The organism is Streptoverticillium reticulum (genome assembly GCF_047456005.1).
Classification (GTDB): Bacteria; Actinomycetota; Actinomycetes; order Streptomycetales; family Streptomycetaceae; genus Streptomyces; species Streptomyces reticulum.
Map to the genome: position 1 here is coordinate 544,113 of NZ_CP179755.1, position 19,989 is coordinate 564,101.

The 19,989-nt window shown below is 71.8% G+C and carries 14 protein-coding genes; 7 read left to right on the top strand and 7 right to left on the bottom strand.

Translation table 11 applies throughout. The features are described from left to right. Positions 1-89: 89 nt before the first annotated feature. The 3 genes from ACMATS_RS02475 to ACMATS_RS02485 are packed head-to-tail and all read left to right on the top strand — an operon-like array spanning position 90 to position 6,020. Complete coding sequence (locus ACMATS_RS02475; RefSeq protein WP_390782276.1) at positions 90-896, top strand: HlyD family efflux transporter periplasmic adaptor subunit; 807 nt, start codon at positions 90-92, stop codon at positions 894-896. Continuing rightward, positions 893-3,148, top strand: a complete 2,256-nt coding sequence (locus tag ACMATS_RS02480; RefSeq protein WP_414166693.1) for an NHLP family bacteriocin export ABC transporter peptidase/permease/ATPase subunit — start codon at positions 893-895, stop codon at positions 3,146-3,148. Before ACMATS_RS02475 ends, ACMATS_RS02480 begins: the two co-directional genes overlap by 4 nt. Before the next feature lies 1 nt (position 3,149). Further along, positions 3,150-6,020, top strand: coding sequence for an NHLP bacteriocin export ABC transporter permease/ATPase subunit (locus tag ACMATS_RS02485; RefSeq protein ID WP_414166694.1), 2,871 nt, complete (start codon positions 3,150-3,152; stop codon positions 6,018-6,020). Here ACMATS_RS02485 and ACMATS_RS02490 read toward each other — a convergent pair. Next, entirely contained in the window at positions 5,964-6,812 is an 849-nt protein-coding gene (locus ACMATS_RS02490; protein ID WP_414166695.1) for an SDR family NAD(P)-dependent oxidoreductase, read from the bottom strand. The genes ACMATS_RS02485 and ACMATS_RS02490 overlap by 57 nt on opposite strands. Before the next feature lie 333 nt (positions 6,813-7,145). On the opposite strand from ACMATS_RS02490, the gene ACMATS_RS02495 reads away from it, so the two are divergent. Further along, positions 7,146-7,988 carry a papain-like cysteine protease family protein gene (locus tag ACMATS_RS02495; RefSeq protein WP_414166696.1) on the top strand — a complete coding sequence of 281 codons (843 nt, stop codon included), beginning with the start codon at positions 7,146-7,148 and terminating at the stop codon, positions 7,986-7,988. Between the two features lie 14 nt (positions 7,989-8,002). Further along, positions 8,003-8,866, top strand: a complete 864-nt coding sequence (locus tag ACMATS_RS02500; RefSeq protein ID WP_414166697.1) for a hypothetical protein — start codon at positions 8,003-8,005, stop codon at positions 8,864-8,866. A gap of 204 nt (positions 8,867-9,070) precedes the next feature. Here ACMATS_RS02500 and ACMATS_RS02505 read toward each other — a convergent pair whose 3' ends face one another. From ACMATS_RS02505 to ACMATS_RS02520, 4 genes are all read right to left on the bottom strand, one after another. After that, complete coding sequence (locus ACMATS_RS02505; RefSeq protein ID WP_414166698.1) at positions 9,071-11,035, bottom strand: S9 family peptidase; 1,965 nt, start codon at positions 11,033-11,035, stop codon at positions 9,071-9,073. Positions 11,036-11,251: 216 nt separating this feature from the next. Next, complete coding sequence (locus tag ACMATS_RS02510; RefSeq protein WP_414166699.1) at positions 11,252-11,893, bottom strand: isochorismatase family protein; 642 nt, start codon at positions 11,891-11,893, stop codon at positions 11,252-11,254. 22 nt (positions 11,894-11,915) lie between these two features. Then, the gene (locus ACMATS_RS02515; protein ID WP_414170644.1) at positions 11,916-12,842 is read right to left on the bottom strand and encodes an ankyrin repeat domain-containing protein; all 927 of its coding nucleotides are present in this window, start codon (positions 12,840-12,842) and stop codon (positions 11,916-11,918) included. 460 nt (positions 12,843-13,302) lie between these two features. Further along, the gene (locus ACMATS_RS02520) at positions 13,303-14,622 is read right to left on the bottom strand and encodes a tetratricopeptide repeat protein (protein WP_414166700.1); all 1,320 of its coding nucleotides are present in this window, start codon (positions 14,620-14,622) and stop codon (positions 13,303-13,305) included. Between the two features lie 214 nt (positions 14,623-14,836). Between ACMATS_RS02520 and ACMATS_RS02525 the strand changes: the two genes are divergently transcribed. Together ACMATS_RS02525 and ACMATS_RS02530 are read left to right on the top strand one after the other, a co-directional pair. Further along, positions 14,837-15,538: an N-acyl amino acid synthase FeeM domain-containing protein gene (locus ACMATS_RS02525; RefSeq protein ID WP_414166701.1), complete on the top strand. Its 702-nt coding sequence runs from the start codon at positions 14,837-14,839 to the stop codon at positions 15,536-15,538. A gap of 7 nt (positions 15,539-15,545) precedes the next feature. Further along, entirely contained in the window at positions 15,546-17,858 is a 2,313-nt protein-coding gene (locus ACMATS_RS02530) for an Rv1355c family protein (protein WP_414166702.1), read from the top strand. A 6-nt stretch (positions 17,859-17,864) separates the two neighbouring features. On the opposite strand, the gene ACMATS_RS02535 is transcribed toward ACMATS_RS02530, so the two are convergent. Further along, positions 17,865-18,701 carry a class I SAM-dependent methyltransferase gene (locus ACMATS_RS02535; protein WP_390782247.1) on the bottom strand — a complete coding sequence of 279 codons (837 nt, stop codon included), beginning with the start codon at positions 18,699-18,701 and terminating at the stop codon, positions 17,865-17,867. Positions 18,702-18,858: 157 nt separating this feature from the next. Then, positions 18,859-19,986, bottom strand: a complete 1,128-nt coding sequence (locus tag ACMATS_RS02540) for an alpha/beta hydrolase (RefSeq protein WP_414166703.1) — start codon at positions 19,984-19,986, stop codon at positions 18,859-18,861. Positions 19,987-19,989: the final 3 nt, after the last annotated feature.

Below are 19,989 nucleotides of genomic sequence, written 5' to 3' on the forward strand. Positions count from 1 at the left end.
TCCGGGGCTCATGGCCGTTTCCCCGAGATCCCCAAGTCCCCCCGAGCAATTCGACAAGCCTGTCGAGAATGCAGTCGAAGGAATGGTTCGTGCAGTTCCGCCAGAAGGCGCTTTCCAAGCTGCAATCGCCCGAAGAACTCGATTTGCCCGTGCACTTCGCCCGCCCGCAGGGACGTCTCGTCCTCGCCGTCACACTCCTCGTGATGGCCGCGGCCGGCGTCTGGGTATTCACCGGATCGGTGTCCTCCAGGCTGAGTGCACCCGGCATCCTCACCCACCCCGACGGTAGTTACCTGTTGCAAAGCCCCTACGCAGGACAAGTCACCGCAGTCCTCGCCGAGGAGGGACAGCTGCTCTCCGCGGGCACCCCGCTCGTCGAGGTCTCCACGGACCACGGCACCCGGACCGTGCGGGCAGTGGCCCGAGGGCGGGTGACCACGCTGGCCGCCAGGACGGGCAGCGTCCTCGCCACGGGCGCGGACGTGGCGATCGTGGAGCGCGTGCAGAACCCGGACGACCCACTGGTGGCCATGCTCTACGTACCCGGTGACAGCGGCGGGACGATCGCCCCGGGCGCCCCGGTCGACCTGACCGTCCAGTCCGTCCCCCGCGAACGGTTCGGCATGCTCCGCGGCCGCGTCGAGGCCGTCGGCCACGCCCCCCAGTCGCAGGCCCAGATCAGCAGCTTCCTCGGCGACACCCGACTCGCCGCGCAGTTCTCCCGGCAGGGCGATCCCGTCGCAGTGCTCGTGCAGTTGGAGCGTTCCTCCGCCACGAAGTCGGGCTACCGGTGGACCTCCGCCGACGGGCCCCCGTACCCCCTCGGCTCCACCACGCCCGTCACCGCCGCCGTCCACCTCGCCGCGCAGCGGCCCGTCGACTGGCTGCTCCCATGACCGCGACACAGGACAACGCCCCGCTGCGCACGCCCGCTCCCGGCCACCGGCGCCGCCGGGGCACAGCCCCCGTGCCCGTGCCCGTGCCCAGGGGCAGGACGCCGCGGCCCGTACGCACCCCCACCGTGCTGCAGATGGAGGCCGTGGAGTGCGGCGCGGCCGCACTGGGCATGGTGCTCGGCCACCACGGCCGCTTCGTCCCCCTGGAAGAGCTGCGCATCGACTGCGGCGTCTCCCGGGACGGTTCGCGCGCCGGCAACCTCCTCAAGGCCGCCCGCGGCCACGGGCTGCGGGCCAAGGGCATGCAGATGGACCTGGCCGCACTCGCCCGGCTGCCCGCCCCGGCCGTTCTCTTCTGGCAGTTCAACCACTACGTCGTCTACGACGGCATGGGCCGCCGCCTCGGCCGCCGGGGCGTGTACGTCAACGACCCCGCCAAGGGCAGGCGTTTCGTTCCCATGGAGGAGTTCGACACCGGCTTCACCGGCGTCGTCCTCACCTTCGAGCCCGGCGAGGGGTTCCGCCGCACCGGCCGCAGACCCGGCATCCTCGCCGCCCTGCCCGCCCGCCTGCGCGGCACGTCCGGCACCATGCTCGCCGCCGTGCTCTCCAGCCTCCTGCTGGTGGTCGTCGGCGCGGCGGTGCCCGCGCTGAGCCGTACGTACATCGACACGTTCCTCATCGGCGGCCGGACCTCCCTCACCGGCGTGCTCCTCGCCTCGATGGCGACCGCCCTGCTGCTCACGGCCACCCTCACCGCGCTGCAGCAGGCCAACCTGCTGCGCGGGCGCATCATTTCCTCCACCCTGGGCAGCGCCCGCTTCCTGCGGCACCTGCTCAGGCTGCCGGTCACCTTCTTCGCCCAGCGCAGTCCCGCCGATCTCGTCCAGCGGCTGCAGTCCCACGACGCCGTGGCCGAGACCCTGGCGAGGGACGTGGCCGCCGCCGCAGTGGACGCGGTGGTCGTGGTCCTCTACGCGGTGCTGCTGTGGACGTACGACCCGCAACTCACCGTCGTCGGCATCGGCATCGCGCTGCTCAACGTCGTCGCCCTGCGCGTGGCCGTCCATGTACGCGCCACCGGGACCGAGCAGTTGCGCGCCGAGAACGCGCGACTCCTCAACACCGCTTACAGCGGCCTGCAGCTCATCGAGACGATGAAGGCCACCGGCGGCGAGAACGGCTTCTTCCGCCGGTGGGCCGGGCGGCATGCGGTCACCCTCGACGTGCAGCAGCGGCTCGGCGTGCCCAGCGCCTGGCTCGCGGTCGTCGCCCCTACGCTGGCGGCGCTCAACAGCGCACTCATCCTGATGATCGGCGGCCTGCGGGCGGTGGAAGGGCATCTCTCGGTCGGCCTGCTGGTCGCCTTCCAGGCCCTGGTGACCGGCTTCACCGCCCCCATCGCCCGTCTCAACGGCGTGGCCGGGCGCGTCCAGGACTTCGCCGCCGACGTCGCCCGCCTCAAGGACGTCGAGAACTTCCCCGTCGATCCGCTCCACGCGCGGCGCGAGCCGCCCGCCGGTACCCGCCGCCTGACGGGCCACGTCGAACTGGACGCCGTCACCTTCGGCCACAGCCCGCTGGACGCCCCCCTGCTCAAGGGCTTCTCCCTCTCGGTCGGCCCCGGCCGGCAGGTGGCGCTCGTCGGCGGCTCGGGCAGCGGCAAGTCCACCGTCTCCCGGCTCGTCTCCGGCCTGTACGCCCCCTGGGAGGGCGCCGTCCGCATCGACGGCATGCGGCTGGAGGACATTCCGCGCGGCGCGCTGGCCGCCTCCGTCTCCTTCGTCGACCAGGACCTCTTCCTCTTCGAGGGCACCGTCCGCGACAACGTCGCCCTGTGGGACCCGTCCGTCTCCGACGAGGCCGTCGTCGCCGCCCTCCAGGACGCCGCCGTCCACGACGTCGTGGCCCGGCGCCCCGGCGGCATCCACAGCCGCGTCGAACAGGACGGCCGCAACTTCTCCGGCGGCCAGCGCCAACGCCTGGAGATCGCACGGGCGTTGGTCCGGCGCCCCAGCGTCCTCGTCCTGGACGAGGTGACCAGCGCACTCGACGCGGCGACCGAGCAGATCGTCATGGACAACCTGCGGCGGCGCGGCTGTGCCTGCGTGGTCATCGCCCACCGGCTGAGCACGGTGCGCGACAGCGACGAGATCGTCGTGCTCGACCGCGGCACGGTCGTCGAGCGCGGGCGGCACGAGGAGTTGCTCGCCGCGCAGGGCGCGTACGCCCGACTGGTCAAGGAGCACTGACGTGACCTCTCCCCACCACGCCCCGGCCGCCGCCACCGACCCGGTCGTGGAGGCGCTCGGCGGACTCGGCACGGCCGTCGACTGCGCGGGGCTGCGCAGCCTTTCCCTGGAGGGGCCGCACGTCCTGTGGCTGGTCGTGGACGGCGAGCTGGACCTGTTCGCGGTCGACGCGGCGCAGGCCGGCCACTGGCACTTCCTGGGCCGACTGGCAGCGGGCACACTGCTGTTGGGCCCGGCCCAGGGCCCCCGGCACACCCTGCTCGGCAGGCCCGTCCACGGCTGCCGGCTGCGCCGCGTGGAGCTGCGCGAGCTGAACCGTCCGTCGTACGACCACGATCCGTACGGGTACGGCGCGTACCGACACGATCCGTACGGGCACAACGCGTACGGACACGATCCGTACGGGCATGTCTCCCACGGTGCCGTCGGCGGTGCGCCGAGTCCCCTGGAGAACGCCTTCGCGCTCGGCGTGGGACGCGGTCTGCGTGCGCTCTACCAGGAGGGTGCGGCCGACGACGACGTCCTGTGGATGCAGATCTCCCCCGGCGACGTGCAGTACGGCGCCCTCTACGAAGGGCACGACACCGCCGGTGTGCTCCTCGTCGACGCGGCGATGTGGCAGGGCATGGTCGACCAGCAGTACCGGCTGCTGTACGCCCTGGACGACCGGATCGAGGAGCTCGAACGCGCCCACGAGGACCGCGCGGCGGCCGGTGTCGAGGCCGGTGAGGCCGCCCGCGCGCAGGCCGACCGGGCGTTGCTGGCCTCCATCGGCCGTTCCCGTGGCAGCGCGCACCGCAGCACGGGGGACGACGCGACGTTCGCCGTGTGCCGCCTGGTCGCCGACGAGGCCGGCATCACGCTGACCGGGCCCGGCGGCAGCGGCGCCGCCGGCTCCGGGCCCGTGGATCCCGTCGAGCGCATCGCGCTCGCCTCCCGGATCCGCACCCGTGTCGTCAGGCTCGACGGCCGCTGGTGGCGGGAGGACAACGGGCCCCTGGTGGGCCGGCGCGCTGACGACGAGACTCCGGTGGCACTGCTGTGGCGGCGCGGGGGCTACCAGGCCGTCGATCCCGCCACCGGCACACGCGAACGCGTCGGCAAGGCCGACGAGGCCGCCTTCGCGCCGCGCGCCGTCATGTTCTACCGACCGCTGCCCGACGGCGAGTTGGGCCTGTTGCGGCTGCTGCGCTTCAGCCTGCGCGGCACGGCGCGGGAGCTGCGCTCCCTGCTCCTGGGCGGGCTGGTCGCGGTGGGCCTGGGCGCGCTCGTGCCCGTCGCCACCGGCAAGGTGCTCGGCTCGTACGTCCCGCAGGCCGCGAACGACCTCATCGTGCAGACCTCTCTGGCGCTCGTCGCCACCGGTGTCGTCTCGGCCGCCTTCATGCTGCTGCAGAACATCTCCGTCCTCCGTCTGGAGGGCCGTATCGAAGCCACCCTGCAACCTGCCGTATGGGACCGGCTGCTGCGCCTGCCGACGCGATTCTTCACCGACCGCTCCACCGGCGAACTGGCCGGCGCGGCCATGGGCATCAGTGCCATCCGGCGCGTGCTGTCCGGCATCGGCTCGGTGACCGTGCAGGCGAGCACCGTGGGGGCGGTGAACCTCGTCCTGCTGCTCGCCTACAGCGTGCCGCTGGCGCTGGCGGCGATCGCGCTGCTGCTCGTGATCGCCGCGGCCTTCCTGGGCTTGGGGCTGTGGCAGCTGCGCTACCAGCGGCAGTTGATCGGGCTCGAGGACAGGCTCAACAACCGCGCCTTCCAGACCCTGCGCGGGCTGCCCAAGTTGCGGGTGGCCGCCGCCGAGAGTTTCGCGTACGCAGCCTGGGCGAAGGAGTTCGCCCGGACCCGGGTGCTGCAGCAGCGCATCGGCCGGATCAAGAACATCGTCACGGTGCTCAACGCGGTGTGTCTGCCGCTGTGCACGCTCGTGATGTTCGTGCTGCTGGCGGGACCGGCACGGGGCAGCATGTCCGCCGGTGCGTTCCTCACCTTCAGCACCGCCGTGACCATGCTGCTGTCCTCGGTCACCCAGCTGACCGGTGCGCTCCTTTCGGCTGCCGCCGTACAGCCGATGTTCGAGCGGGTCGGGCCGCTGTTCCGGGAGACCCCGGAGGTGAGCGGCTCCAGTGTCCGGCCGGGAACGCTGAGCGGTGCCCTGGAGGCGCACAACCTGAGCTTCCGGTACGCCGAAGACGGCCCGCTCGTCCTCGACGACGTGTCGTTCCGGGTGCAGCCGGGCGAGTTCGTCGCGATCGTCGGGGCCAGCGGCTGCGGCAAGTCGACCTTGCTGCGCCTGCTCATCGGCTTCGACAAACCGGCCACCGGCAGCGTCCTGTACGACGGCCAGGACCTGGCGGCCCTCGACCGGGCCGCCGTCCGCCGCCAGTGCGGCGTCGTCCTGCAGAACGCCCAGCCCTTCTCGGGCTCGATCCTCGACTGCATCTGCGGGGCCGAGAGCTTCTCGCTCGAAGAGGCGTGGGAGGCCGCCGAGTCGGCGGGCCTGGCCGACGACATCAGGGCCATGCCCATGGGCATGCACACCATGCTGTCCGACGGCGGCGGCGCCGTCTCGGGCGGCCAGCGCCAGCGGCTGATGGTCGCCCAGGCCCTCGTCCGCAAGCCGCGCATCCTGTTCCTGGACGAGGCGACCAGCGCGCTGGACAACGAGACCCAGCGCATCGTCATCGACTCCACCCGCGCCCTGCGGGCCACCCGCGTCGTGATCGCCCACCGGCTCTCCACCGTCATGGACGCCGACCGGGTCGTGGTGATGTCGGAGGGCCGGATCGTCCAGCAGGGCACGCCGGCCCGACTACTCGCCGACACGTCCGGCTTGTTCCACGAGCTGGTGCGGCGGCAGATCACCTGACGCGGCCCTCGTCGACGGCGGAGGCGACGCGCTTGACGGACCGGCACGCGCGTGAGCCCGGCCACCCCTCGCTGATCGCGCCCCCGAATCGCGCCCCGAAGGGGCGCGGGGAACTGTGCGACCAGCCACAACGGGCCCGCAGCCGACGCACTGCACTTCCGGCGGAGCGCTAGCGCTGCGCTTGTCGCGCTGGCCCGCGACGATCTGTTCGGTGACCCCGTCACTGCCGAAACGGCCCTGGACGGCGGCTGCCAGGCCGGGGGCGACGCCGCCGAACAGGGTCGCCAGGCGCAGGCTCAGCGGGGCCACGTCCACCTCGGCGAGGTTCTGCTCGACGGCCCGTACGGTCGCGCGCGCCACGTCCCGCGGTGAACGCGTGCCGATTCCGCGGGGCAGGGTCGCGCCGGAGTCGGCGAACATGCCCGCGTCCCTGATGAAGCCGGGGAACACCGTCGAGACACCGACGTTGTGGGGCCGCATGTCCTCGCGGAGCGCGAGGGCGAAGCCGCGCATCCCGAACTTGGTGGCGTTGTAGAGGGATGCCTGCCCGGACGCGGCCTTTCCGGACAGCGAGGAGATGAAGACCAGGTGGCCGCGGCGCCGGGCGGCCATGCGTTCACCGGCCAGCTTCGCCATCACGATGGGCGCGCGGAGGTTGACGTCGAGCGCGCGGTCGATCTGGTCGATGGAGTAGTCGGACAGCAGACCCGACGCCGGCAGCGCGGCGTTGGCCACGAGCACGTCGATCTCACCTGCTCCCGTCGAAGTGATCGTGGGTGACAGTGCCGCCACTCAGGGCCAGTGCACACAACCGGATTTTTCCGTTCCACGATAACGATCTCATTAAGCAACGGAACGGAAAACGACGGGACTTGGAACGGACCATTTGTTTCCGGCCGGTAAGGCTGCTGACTCTGGAGTCAGTTGCCCGGCGTCCGCTCCCTCCCGCCTCATCCTCGGATCCCTCGGCCGCATCTCGCCTCGAAATCATGACTGCCTGACGGCACATCTGTTCTGGCACACTTCCCGCCACCCCCTCGCCCCACACAGGAAGCGCACAGATTCAGCACGTCCAGTACGCCCAGCACGTCCCAGCACATCCTCAGCACGACCAAGGAACCCCCCATGCACAGATTCCGCATACCAGCGCGCAAGAAGGCGCTGCGTTCCGCCCTCGTCGCCGCCCTCTCCGGCGGGCTGCTGACGGCCTTAGCGCCCCAGGCCCAGGCCGCCGCCACCGGCACGGTCACCGGCGGACAGGGCAACTTCGCGACCATCAACCAGCGTTCACAGCCGTCGCTGTCCGCCGGCGTCACCGGAACGTCCCGGCCCGGCGACCGCATCCCCATGGCCTGCCGCACCACCGGCGACGTCGTCGAGAACAACTCCCGCTGGATCTGGTCCGGCAGCTACTACCTCGCCGACGCGTTCATCCGCGAGGACACCGGTGGCCTGCCGGTCTGCGGCACCAGCCGCCCCGCCGCCCAGAAGGTCCTCAACATCGGCATGCAGAAGCAGGTCCGCGACCAGTGGTGCTGGGACGCCTCCGGCCTGACCATCGCCAACTACTGGGGCTACACCAAGTACAACCAGTACGACTTCTGCCGCCTGGCGGCCCAGGGCAACGGCGGCCTCGACTGCAACAACCAGCCCGCGACACTCGGCGACATGGCCAACGGCCTCGCCAACATGGGCTTCCGCAACAGCGGCCGCGACCTCTACCGCAACGCGTCCTTCTCCGAGACGCAGACCGAGATCGCGGGCGGGCGCCCGTTCGCCGTCCGCATCGGCTGGACCTCCGGCGGCGGCCACATGAACGTCATCTACGGCTACGACGGCAACAGCAACATGATCGCGGTCGGCGATCCCTGGCCGAGCACACAGACCTACACGTGGTGGGACTACTCCACCTACGCCGGGAACAACTCCTTCCGGTGGACCCACACGCGTACCGGCATCCAGGGCTGAGGAGACCACCGACCATGCACCGTACGACCAGACGCGCCGCCACCCTGTGCGCGGCCACTGCCGTCGCCGCCCTGTGCGCGGCCGGCCCCGCGCAGGCCGCCGACGGCCCCGCCGCACCCGCCGCCTCCGACTACGCCGCCGCCCAGCAGGTCCTGCGCTCCGACCAGGTCCACTCCACCGTGGCCCGCTTCCTGACGACCACCGGACACCCGGCCCCGGCCGCCGGCGCGGACGGCGGAACGGCCGGCGGCGACCGGCGCGGACTCGCACAACCGCCTGCCCCGGCACCGCACTTCGACCTCCGCAAGCCGGTACCCCTGTACGAACTCGCCCCCGAGTTCGTCACCGGCAGGACCCGGCCCACGGCCGGAACGGCCCTGCGGCTCTCCGGCCTCGCCTCCCGCGTCTCGGCCGCCGACGGCCACCAGGCCGCCGTGTTCCTGATGCCCAAACCCGGCAGCGGCTCCTGGCACCTGGCCGGCATCCGCGACGGCGAGGCGGACATCGGCGCCGCAGAGCGCGGCACCGAGCAGGCTCGCACATTCCTGGAACCGCAGCTCCACGCCTGGTACCGGCTGACGGGCGCCGGGACCGTGGAACCCCTCAACAAGGAGGCCTCCACGGCCCTGCAGGGCGAGCCGCACGTCACGCTCGCCGCCTACCAGCAGCTCGTCGCCAAGCGCTACGGCGACAAACTCCCCGGCTCGTCCTACGACCGCAAGGGCCTGGCCGGCGGCTACGCCCTGGCCGAGGACGCCGGGCAGCAGCCCGGCACCGCCACCTCCGCCTCGTGGCTCCCCGCCGCCTTCGGCACGGTCGCCCTCGCGGCTTCGGGCGCGGCCGTGGCGGCGCTGCGCCGCCGGCGCCGAGCTGCCTGACGCCGCTCGTCGACAGGTCCGGCCCCCCTTCGACGTGGGGCCGGACCTGCCTGGACCGCTGGGGCGCGTATTGAATCGTGATCAACGAGTGGCTCCGGTGCGGTCTTTGATCCGGATCATGGAGGCGCGGAGGTGGAGGCCGGCGAGGCAGCTCGGGTCGATTCCGCAGATCGGCCCCGCCTCGATACACGCCCCGGCCCGGGCCTACAGCCAGCGGTCGTACCAGGCACGGATGCGCCGGAGGGCGTCGAGCTGGTGGGCGCGCTCGTCGAGTCCATGGCTCTCGCGGGGATAGACGACAAACTCGTGCTCGACCCCGAAGTGGCGCAGCGCGCGATGGAAGTGGATCGCCTGGCCGAGCGGAACGTTGGTGTCCTGCTCTCCGTGCAGGATCAGCACCGGGGTGCGGATCCTGGAGGCGTAGGAGATGGGGCTGTGCCGGTCGTGGACGTGTGGTCCCGGGCCCTGCCATCCGGTGCTGCCGCCGAGCGCCGCGTCGAGGATCCCCCAGTCGCCGGTCCCGGCCTGCATGCCCCAGTCGCTGATGCCCGCGCCCACGATGGCGGCCTTGAACCGGTCGGTCCGGCCGATGGCCCAGGCGGCCATGAAACCGCCGTGGCTCCATCCGGAGATGCCCAGGCGTTCGGGGTCGGCGACTCTCTCGGTGACCAGGAGGTCGATCCCGGCGAGGATGTCGGTCCACTCGTCGCCGCCCACTGCGCCCGCCGCCACGGCGGCGAACTCGTGGCCGTGGCCCGACCCGCCTCGGGGGTTGGGCAGGAAGACCGCGTACCCGGCGGTCGCCAGCCACTGGCCACAATCGACCACATTGAGGGTGAACTCGTCGGCGGCACGGAAGTAAGGGCCACCATGGACCAGGGTGACGAGCGGAAACGGACCGGTCTCCCGAGTCCGGCCGGCCGGCAGGATCAGCAGGCCGTCCAACGGGAGTCCGTCGGAGGCCTGGTAGCCGAGGCGCTCCTGAACACCCCAGTGGATCCTGCGCAGTTCCGGACTGGTGTCGCTGAGCCGGACCAGTGGTCCGCCGGTGGGTCCTGCATGGACGTTCTTGGGCTCGTACGCCGTGCTCGCCAGCACGGCGAGGGTTTCCCCGGAGCGGCTCGCGGTGAGCCCGGCGAGCATGCCGGGGGCGCAGGACAACCGGTGGAAGCGCAGGGACTCCGGGTGGAGCCGGTAGAGCGCGGTGTCCAGCCCGTCGGCGAACAGCGCGAGCGGGGGCCCGTCCGCGACCTGCACCAGCCCGGTCGGACAGACGGACATGCCGACGGTGAGGTTGCGGTGTCCGACGGCCGGGCCGGTCGCCGGCGGGACGGTGTCGATCACGGCGAGCCCGCCGACCAGGTGCCCGGGGGTCACTGCCAGGTGGGCCAGATGCCAGACACCGTTGTGGTTCCACCAGGCCGGGGACCGAGCCTCGATCCCGACCGGACCCAGGTCGTGGACGGTCACCGAGCCCGGGTCGACCACATGCAGTTCCGCCGTCATGACGCCGGGGTCGAGCTCGGGGGTGGACCAGCTCAGCACCGCCAGCGGGCCGCCGTCCGGACGCTGGGCCAGCTCGACCACATGCCGGTCACCGAGGCCGTCCACGGTGCGGAGCACGCCGGTCTCCAGGTCGAGCAGGCGCAGCCGGGTGGCGGGAAGGTGCCGGCCCCAGACCTTGGCGTCGTCGCGCCCGGCTTCCCGACGGTTGTCCTCGGCGGCGGGTTCGTCCTCGGCGAGCAGGGCGACGGTGCGGCCGTCGAAGAGCGGCCAGTAGCCGCAGATGCCGCCGCGCCAGCTCGTCACGGCCTCGGCCTCGGCGATGGCCTCGCTGACGTCCAGACGGATCCGCTGGAGTTGGGCGGTGCCCTGCTCCTCGCGGTCGGAGGCGAAGAAGACAGAGGCCGAGTCCGGCGCCCACTTCGGGGCGAGGTCGCGGGCCGTGCCGTCGGTCAGCCTGCGCGGGGATGTGCTGCCGTCGGCGGCGGCGACCCAGATGGACCCGTGCGGACGCCCGTCGCCTCCGCTGTTCGCGACCACTCCGTAGGCGACCAGGCGGCCGTCCGGCGAGATGGCCGGTGCCACGGCGGCGGCGACGTCCACCACCAGTTCGGCGGTGAGCGGGTCGGCCCGTTCGGGGATCGGCTGCGGGGCGGGGTGCGGCATGCGGACCGCCTTTCGCTCGTCAGGACGACAAGCGGACATCCTGTCGCACTAGCGGGTCGGCGTCAGCAGGAATGCGGAGAACGGGCCGCATGCGACCCGCCCTTGACGCTCTGCCACAGCCGATGGCCGGTTCCAACGCTCGGCCAGCGTCTGCAAGGTTTCCGCCGCTGCCGTGACGGTGGAGGCCCGCTCCTCATGGCCATTCCTTTTCTCCCGTCATCGGGACGTCAGCGCCGCGGCGGCTGCCTCCGTGGACAGCACGATCCCGCATCGCCCGGCAACCCACGCGAGGGCGTCGAGATGTTCCTTCTCGCCGAAGTCGGCGACCGCATCGGCGACCAGGAACGCCTGGACGTCCCGCTGGAAGGCATCGGCAGCGGTCATCAGGCAGCCGATGTGGGCGTAGACGCCGGTGACGACGAGCTGATCGCGCCCGCGCTCTGCAAGGAGATCGGCGAGAGCCGTGCGGTGGAACGCGCTGTAGCGCCACTTGGTGAGGACGATGTCACCCGGGACGGGGGCGAGTTCGTCGATGATCTCCGCGCGGGCGGGGTCGTCGCCCACGCCCGGGCCCCACCACTCCCGTTGGAGACCGCGCTGCTCGGCCGACTGCCCGGCGGGCTGGGCGCAGTAGACGACGGGCACCGCGGCCGCACGGGCGGCCGTGGTGAGAGTGGCAATATTGGCGACCGCGGAGCGGATGGGCTCGGTGCCGGGCGTGAAGGCGTCCACGAAGTGGCGTTCCATGTCGTGGACAAGCAGCACGGCGCGTGCCGGGTCGATCCTCCAGGGCACGCGGGCGGCGGGGAACCGGTCGGGCGCGGGCAGGGCGTACGGGGTGATGGCGGGCAGTGCCATGGGGAGCCCTTCCAAGGGGTGTTCAGTCGGTGGTGTTGTGGCTCCAGTAGTCGCGCTCGGGCAGTTCGACCCACTTGTCGGGCGGCCCGACGACGGCGCGCGCATCGGTCACGCGCAGTCCCGCCCAGGCGCACGAGTAGGCCACCGCGTTGTGGTGGTAGAGGTAGGAGGCCAGGACCTCCTCGGGTGCGTCCCCCGGGTGCGGCCCGCCGCCGGGGTGGAGGTCCCAGCCCTCGATGACCCCGTTGCGGGCGATGCTGCCCTGGTTGCCGCTCTTGGGGTTGGCGTACAGGCCATAGCAGACGGTTCCGACGGACAACCGCTGTAGTGCGCCCGGCATTTGCGGCGCGTACCCCCACGGCTGGGTGACGACGCAGCCGCCCGGCACGGTCGTCACGCCGATGGTCCGCGGGCCGTCGTCCATGTCGTACGCGTACGGCTCCTCCACCAACACGTCCAGCTCGTCGCCGACGACAAGTGTCGCCTCCAGGCGGCGTATTGCCTCCTCGGCATCGATCCCGGCCACGCACGCCAGGCCCGTACCCTCGGAGCAGATGCTGCCCAATGCCGCGACGAGCCGTCTGCCCTCCTGCGCGGCCACATGCTCAACCTCCGTGAGACCGCGCTCCCCTTCGGGCACGGGGAACAGATCCGGCGTCGGCCCGGCCAGGCCGAGCCGTCCCGGCGACCAGCCGCCGGTCAGGGGCCGCCAGGGATCCGCCCCGGCAGTGGCGAGGGCCCGCGCGTTGTCCGGCCGGCCGGAGAGAACGGCTTCCCACAATGCGGTCACCCCGTCTTCGAGCGCATCCACGTCCGCAACGCGGCGCGCCAGTTCCGCGACGACCTCCGGCGAGCCGAAGGCCGCTGCCCTGTGCAAGGGCCTCCCCCCGCCCCACCCTTCCGGATCGGCGCCCTGATCGAGGCGCCAGGGTTCGCGGAGTTCACCCAGCCGGGGCGCGGCCCAGTGCCAGGACCGGGCGAGGGCAGGCACCTCGTCCGGTGTGCGGAGCAGCAGCAGTTCCGGGCCCCAGGGGGCGGGGGCGTCCGGGATCAGGCCGCCGAGGACGGTGTCGAGAGAGTCGCGCAGGTCGGAGGCTGCGAACTCCCTCATGTCCTTCCAAGCGTTGCTCAGATGAACGTGCCATTGGTAGGAACCGGTGGTCCGGAAGAACCGGCACTCGGCGTACCACGGGTGCTCCTCCCCTCGTGGCCACACCCAGCCGCCTTTCACCGACGCGTCGGCCTCGGCGCACGAGGGGCAGCAGAAGGGCGGGTACGCGGCGTCGTCCAGCGCCTCCAGGCGCTCGTCGGCGGCTATGCGGGCCAGCTGTCCCCAATCGACCATGAGCACGGTGATGTCCAGTCCCATGCGGGCAGGCCAACCCGCACGTCACACGCGACGAGAAACGCTATGCGCTCTGCAGGCGGGCCCGGGCGTCCCGGCCGTAGGGGCACTGGGGGCGCAGGTTGAGGCGTTCGCTGAGCAGGGTGCGGGCCAGGTCGTGGCGTCCGGCGTGCAGAGCCGCCTCGACCAAGGTCCGCTGCACGGCGTCCCGTTGGGCATGGCTGCCGCCGAAGCCGTGGAGGCGGTGCCGTACGGGCACGAGCAGGTCGACCGCGTCGGCGTACCGTCGCTGCCCGTACGCCACGAGCGCCCGGCACACCGGCAGGCCGATCTCCGCGGTCATCGCGACATTGGACAGCGCCGGACGACCGGTCCCGGCGCCGCGCAACCATGCTTCGCGGTCTCGGACGAGCCGTTCGGCATCGGAGATGCGGTCGGCTCCGACGTAGGCCATGACGGCGTGGACGTCGTTGAAGGCGTAGTAGGCGCCGTCATGCCGTTGTGCCCAGGCGTCGGCCAGCGCGGGCCAGCGGTCACCGGTGTCGGTGCCCGTCAAGTACAGCCGCCAGAGCAGCGATGCGGCGTCCAGGAGTTCCATGGCCGCCCCGGCCGAGCCCTCGTGGTGCACGGCGTCGTCGTAGACGGCCAGGACGCTGTCCGTGCGGCCGGTCGCCAGCAGATAGAGCGCGTAGTGCCACCAGTTGTGCACGTTGAGATAGTTGCCGGTCGACCAGTCGTCCGTGCGGGCGTCGAGGTAGCGGATGCCGTCCTCGTGCCGTCCCTGCATCTCGTAGGCGTGCACGACGGCGTGAATGCCCCAGACGTCGCGCGCGTTGCGTTCCACGGCCTCCAGGCCGACGCGCTCGGCCAGGGTGTAGTGCCCGGCCTCCTCCAGGCCGAACGCGTACATGCCCTGGAGCAGGCCGTAGTGCGGATCGTCGACGTCCCAGGCGGACAGGGCGCCGCCGATGCGGTCGCGCAGCAGCGTGGCGTTGCCGGTGAGGAAGTCGATCTGGTGGCCGACCGCGAGCGCGAGGGCGTCCTTCGGGTACGCCACGACGAGTTCGGCGAGGATGCGCCCCGCCCGGTGCATGTCACCGCCCAGCCAGCAGGAGGCCGCTTCGACGTGCATGCGTTCCCGTGGGGTCAGGCCGGCAGGAGGCACGTCCCGGCGGTGCGCCCCGAAGGCCGTGGCCGCCTCGGCCGCGTCCTTCTCCTCCGTGCCCAGCAGGCCGAGGTAGGTCCGGAGGACGTTCCCCATGACGGACCGGGGCGAGGCCTGGAGCACCGCCCCGGCCTCGGCGGCGACCTCCTCGCGGAAGTGGAGCAGGCTGCCGAGGGCCTGTTCGTAGTGCCGCGCCGCATCGGCGTCGGTGTACGTCATCGAGTGAGCGTGCCGGTCCGTGACCACTCTGTTCCGCCCTCCTGCCGGAGCCGTCCCTGTCTCGCGGCCGAGCGTACCGGCTCGGGAACGCGCCATCAGGGCAGCGCACATGACCGAAAATCACATGGTCGGCCGCAGGGCGGACCCGTAGTTTTCGGCCTTGCCCCGAGCCGAGCCGCGCTCCGGGCCGGCCCCACGCTTCGAGGTATTCCCGATGCACATCCGGCTGCTCGACGCCCGGTTCGACGACCCCGCCCGTCGTGCCTATCCCGATGCGCAGCAGCGCGCCTATTCCCGGCTCGGCCACGGGGCGATGACGCGGTACGGGAGCACGGATGCGCGCACCACGCTCGACCCGCCGAGTTGTCTTGCGGCGTTCGACGACGAGGGAGGGCTCGTCGGCGGAATCCGTATCCATCGAAGGGTTGCGGGTCGACTGCCCTCCGAAATCCATCTCGCGAGCGAGGAGTTCGACCGGGCCCTTGCGGACGAGCTGACGGCCGGGGAGTCGGTGGCAGAGGTCTGCGGTCTATGGGTGGAGAGCGACTGGAGCGGTCGCCACCTCGCCGCCCTGCTGGTCGTCGTCGCCACCGTGACGGCACAGAAGCTGGGGGCGACCGTGGTCTGTGGCAGCTGCGCCGCGGAACGCGTCAGGGCCTACGAATGGTGCGGCTACCGCTTCGGACTCGACCACCCCTTGTCCGACAGGCCGTTTCCGGGGGTCACTTCGTACTACTCCATCGACAAGGCCGAGAACGTCCGCCGCCGCGAGGAACGGCTGACCGAGGCGATGACGCTGCTGGACCGCGCCCTGGACCGGGCTCCCTGCATATCCGACGACGTCGCCCGCGCGGCCTCCGACCGGCTCGGCCTCCGGCTCTTCGCCGGCCCGCAGTTGTCGGCGACGGCACGATAGGCGCCCGATGGATCTCGACACGCATCTCGAAGCACGTCTCGACGCCCTCACCGAGCCGGCCGACGGCACGGCTCCGTGGCGCCCCGAGCTGTACACACCGGCCGACCCGGAGCAGCATTCCGCCTTGGCCGAGTTGCTCGAACGCGGTGCCGTCATCTCGGTCAGGGACACGCTCACCGAACAGCTGGCGGAACTCCTCACCGCCCGGCGACCCGACTGGCGGCCGGACTCCGGCGAGTTGGCCTCGGCGGTCGCCGACCACCTCGGCGGGATGCGTCCGGCCTCGTACGGCACCTGGGTGTGGTACCCGTGGTCGCGGCAGCTCGTCCACGTGCTGCCGCCGGCCGAGTACCGCGAGCTCCGCCAGTCCCGCAACCGCTACAAGATCACGGCAGCGGAGCAGCGCCTCCTGGCGCAGAAGACCCTGGCCGTGATCGGCCTCTCCGTGGGTGCCGCGAGTGCGGTCACCCTCGCCCAGGAAGGCGTGGGCAACCGGTTCCGGCTCGCCGACTTCGACAGCCTCTCGTTGTCGAACATCAACCGGCTCCGCGCCTCGGTCGCGGAGATCGGCCTGCCCAAAGTCGTCATCGCCGCACGGCAGATGTACGAGATCGACCCCTACCTCGACATCGCCGTCTGGCCGGACGGGCTGGCCGAGGAGAACGTCGACGCGTTCCTCGCCGGCGGCGGCCGCACCGACCTGCTCGTCGAGGAATGCGACGACCTGTACCTCAAGATCCATGCCCGTGAACGCGCCCGTGCGCTCGGAATTCCCGTCGTGATGGAGACCAATGAGCGCGGCATGCTGGACGTGGAACGGTTCGACCGCGAACCCGGCCGCCCGCTCCTGCACGGGCTGCTGGACGGTGTGGCGGCCGCCGACGTCAAGGCGATGTCGACCCGCGAGAAAGTCCCGTACGTCCTCCGCATCCTGGGGCAGGACGAGCCCTCCGAACGTTTCGTCCCCTCGCTGGTCGAAATAGGCAGCACCCTCTCCTCATGGCCCCAGCTCGCCTCCGGAGTGGCCCTGGGTGCCGCACTGGTCACGGACACCGCGCGCCGCCTCCTCCTCGGCCGGTTCACCGCCTCGGGCCGCTATGTCGTCGATCCCGACGACCTGATCCGCGCAGGAACGCAAGTCCCCGTGAACGCACCGGTTCCCGCACCGGAACCCGTCCCGGAAGCGACACCCGCCGCACTCCTCCTGCCCGATCCCGGAAGCGACACCCTGGGCGAGGAGGGGATCCGCCGCCTGGTCGCCCACGCGATCCGGGCACCGTCCGGCGGCAACAGCCAGCCCTGGCAATTCACCGCATACGGCGATGCATTGGACTGCCGCATCGACGCCGCACAGCCGGCGACCCTGCTCGACTTCGAACGGTCCGCCACCCATCTGGCCATCGGTGCGGCGGTGGAGAACATTCACCTCGCCGCCCAGGCCTCGGGATGGGCCTGCCATGCGCGCGTCTTCCCCGATCCGGCCGACCCCGGCCTCGTCTGCCGGCTGGACTTCTCCAGAGCGGCCCATGCCCCGCGCCCTGCCCTGTTCGACTGGATCGAGCGGCGGACCACCAACCGCGATCCCGGTCCGGACCGCCCGCTCGCCGAGGCGCACGCCGCAGCGCTGACGGACTGCGCCACCGAGAACGGCACCCGGCTCCATCTCGTCACCGACCGCGCCCAGTTGGACGAGGCAGGCCGCATCCTGGGCGCGGGCGACCGGCTGCGGATGCTCTCCCCGCAGCTGCACCGGGACATGATGAACGAACTGCGCTGGAGCCCCGAAGAGGCACGGCGCACCCGGGACGGCCTCGACGTCGCCACTCTCGGCCTCGACGACGTCGACCTCGCCGGCGTCCGCATGGCCCGGCACTGGTCGAACCTCGCCTTCATCCGCCGGATCGGCGGCGGCGCGGCATTCGAGGAAGGCGCCCGCAAGGCCGTTGCCGCCTCCTCGGCCATCGGCTGCCTGACCGTCCCTGGTACGGAACCCCGCGCCTACGTCCACGGCGGCCGCGCGCTGCAACGCCTCTGGCTCACCGCGACTTCTCACGGCCTGGGGCTCCAGCCCCTGTCCTCCCTCCTCTACCTGTTCGCCCGCGCCGAACGGGGCGACGGCGCCGGGCTCGACGCCTCCGAGACGGACACCCTGCGCACCCTGCGCACCAGGTTCACCGCCGTCGTCCCCCGCAGGCCGGACGAGGCCGAACTCCTGCTGTTCCGGCTCTCCTACGCCGCACCTCCGGCCGTCCGCTCCCTGCGCCGCACCGTCGAAGCAGTGCTCCGCTTCGACAGGACGCGCCCACAGGGCGGCGCATGACCGCACTCACCGGAGGCGCGGAGCCGACGGAGCCGTGTGCGACACCCGCAGCTCCGTCAGATACCGCTTGGTGACGTGGCCCCCGTACCGCGCGTCGATCAGTGCGGCGATACACCCCAGCAACCCTTCCAGGGCCTTCGGCGGCAGCGCCCGGTGACCGGAGTAGGTCTGCAGCACGTCCAGGAATTCCGCCGTGGTGTACGTCAGCTCCCACTCGTGGCGCCGGAAGACTACGGGGCCGAACCGGCCGCTGCGTGCGACCTCGTCCGCGTACTCCGAGGTGTCGAGGTCCTTTGCAGCGGGAAGCCGCAGCCCCGGAGGGGTGGCCGGATCGAAACGCTCGTAGCAGTCCTGGACCTCGGCGAAGAACTCCTCGCTGCCGCCCGCCACATGCCGGTTGTCGATCACGGCGAGGGCGCCACCGGGCCGCAGTGCGTCGGCGGCCTTGACCATCCGCACCGCGGGATCGATCCAGTGGAACGCGGTCGCCGAGACGACCACGTCGAACGGCTCCCCGGGCAGCGGCCAGGTCTCGAAACCGGCCGTCACGACCTCCACGGCCTCGTACCCGGCCAGCTTGCGCCGGGCGACGGCGGCCATGTTCGCGCCCTGTTCGACGGCGGTGATCCGGCACCCGCGTCCGGCGAGCGGCACGGTCGCCTTGCCGGTGCCGGCCCCGACTTCCAGGACGCGACAGCCGGGGCCGGTACCGGCCGTCTCGGCGAGGTCGTCGAACAGCTCCGGCGGATACTCGGGCCTGGCCCGCTCGTACAGCTCGGCATCCTCGTCGAACGTCCGGCTCAGGCGGACACGGCGCGTTGCGTCGGGTGTGTCGTCGCGCATGGCAACACGTTAGGCCGCCTCGGCGAAGTGCGGTGCGTGATCGCGCCCCGAAGGGGCGCGGGACGGTTCTCTATGCGGCTCCGCCGCGTGGGCGCGACCAGCCACGACGAGCCCGCAGTCGACGCACTGCTTCCCGCGAAGGTGCCCGTTGCCGGGCTCAGGCCTCGGCGAACGCCGCCTCCAGGCGCGGGACGTAGTCCGTGAGGTCCTGCGTCCAGCAGCCGCTGTCGTGGCCGCCCTTGCAGGTGGTGCCCCAGCCGGATCCGTTGCCGTAGTTCACGTAGTGGACCGGGTATCCACGCGCTTCCAGGGCGTTCTTGGCGTGCACCGTCGCCGACTCCGCCCAGAACTCCGCGTTGGCGGGACTGCCGTTGCCGTTGCCGGTGTAGAGCGCGACGCCGATGCCGGCGTCGGCCAGGATGCCCATGTGGGAGGTGGGGTCCGCCTCGTTCCACAGCCGGTCGGCGTTGAACACCGGGTACGGCGAGCCGAAGACCGCGTCGCTGGACACCGCGGGACCGAAGTCGAGGGCGCAGGTGGTGCCGGAGCTGGAACCGCAGAACGGTGCGCCGACGTTGGTGAGGGTGGCGACGACGGCGCCCCGGATGACGAGGTGGTTCACCGAGAGGTCATTGGCGCCGGAGAGCGAGGCGACCTGGCGGAAAAGGTCCGGGTGCCGCTGGGCGTAGTGCAGGGCGCCGAAGCCGCCCATCGAGATGCCGGCGACGGCCCGCGCCTTCTTGTCCGCAATGGTGCGGAGGTTGGCGTCGATGAACGGAAGCACCTGGCCGATGTGGAAGGTCTCCCACTTCTGCGCGCCGGCGGCGGTGTTCTGATCGCGCCAGTCGGTGTACCAGCCCCGCCGGCCTCCGTCCGGGATCACCGTGATCATCTTCTGGGTCGCGGCGAGGGCGGGGTAGGCCAGGCCCGGGTTGGCCGGGTCGTCGGACGCGCCGTGCAGGAAGTAGAGGACCGGGTAGCGCTTCGCGGGCGCGGTCGCGTAGTCGTCCGGCAGCAGGATCCGGATGTGGTGCTCCCCGGCGACCGCGGCGGTCTTCACCGTGATCACGAAGTTGGTGGCGGTGCCGGTGGCCTCGCCGGTCTGGGTCAGTCCGGAACCGTCGGTCATCCTCGGCGGAGCCGCCGGGGCGTCGGCGTGGGCGGACGGCGTGCCCGATATGAGCGTGCCCGATGCGAGAAGGGCCGCGGCCGTCGCGGCGACGGCCGCCTTCGCACGCAGGGCTCGTTCCCTCAACTGCCGCCCGATGGGATTGTGGATCTTCATGGG

Excerpts from the sequence above, each read along its gene's own strand:
- ACMATS_RS02480 (WP_414166693.1), top strand. The coding sequence starts at position 893 with ATGACCGCGACACAGGACAACGCCCCGCTGCGCACGCCCGCTCCCGGC.
- ACMATS_RS02495 (WP_414166696.1), top strand. The coding sequence starts at position 7,146 with ATGCACAGATTCCGCATACCAGCGCGCAAGAAGGCGCTGCGTTCCGCC.
- ACMATS_RS02500 (WP_414166697.1), top strand. The coding sequence starts at position 8,003 with ATGCACCGTACGACCAGACGCGCCGCCACCCTGTGCGCGGCCACTGCC.
- ACMATS_RS02505 (WP_414166698.1), bottom strand. The coding sequence starts at position 11,035 with ATGCCGCACCCCGCCCCGCAGCCGATCCCCGAACGGGCCGACCCGCTC.
- ACMATS_RS02510 (WP_414166699.1), bottom strand. The coding sequence starts at position 11,893 with ATGGCACTGCCCGCCATCACCCCGTACGCCCTGCCCGCGCCCGACCGG.
- ACMATS_RS02520 (WP_414166700.1), bottom strand. The coding sequence starts at position 14,622 with ATGACGTACACCGACGCCGATGCGGCGCGGCACTACGAACAGGCCCTC.
- ACMATS_RS02525 (WP_414166701.1), top strand. The coding sequence starts at position 14,837 with ATGCACATCCGGCTGCTCGACGCCCGGTTCGACGACCCCGCCCGTCGT.
- ACMATS_RS02530 (WP_414166702.1), top strand. The coding sequence starts at position 15,546 with ATGGATCTCGACACGCATCTCGAAGCACGTCTCGACGCCCTCACCGAG.
- ACMATS_RS02535 (WP_390782247.1), bottom strand. The coding sequence starts at position 18,701 with ATGCGCGACGACACACCCGACGCAACGCGCCGTGTCCGCCTGAGCCGG.
- ACMATS_RS02540 (WP_414166703.1), bottom strand. The coding sequence starts at position 19,986 with ATGAAGATCCACAATCCCATCGGGCGGCAGTTGAGGGAACGAGCCCTG.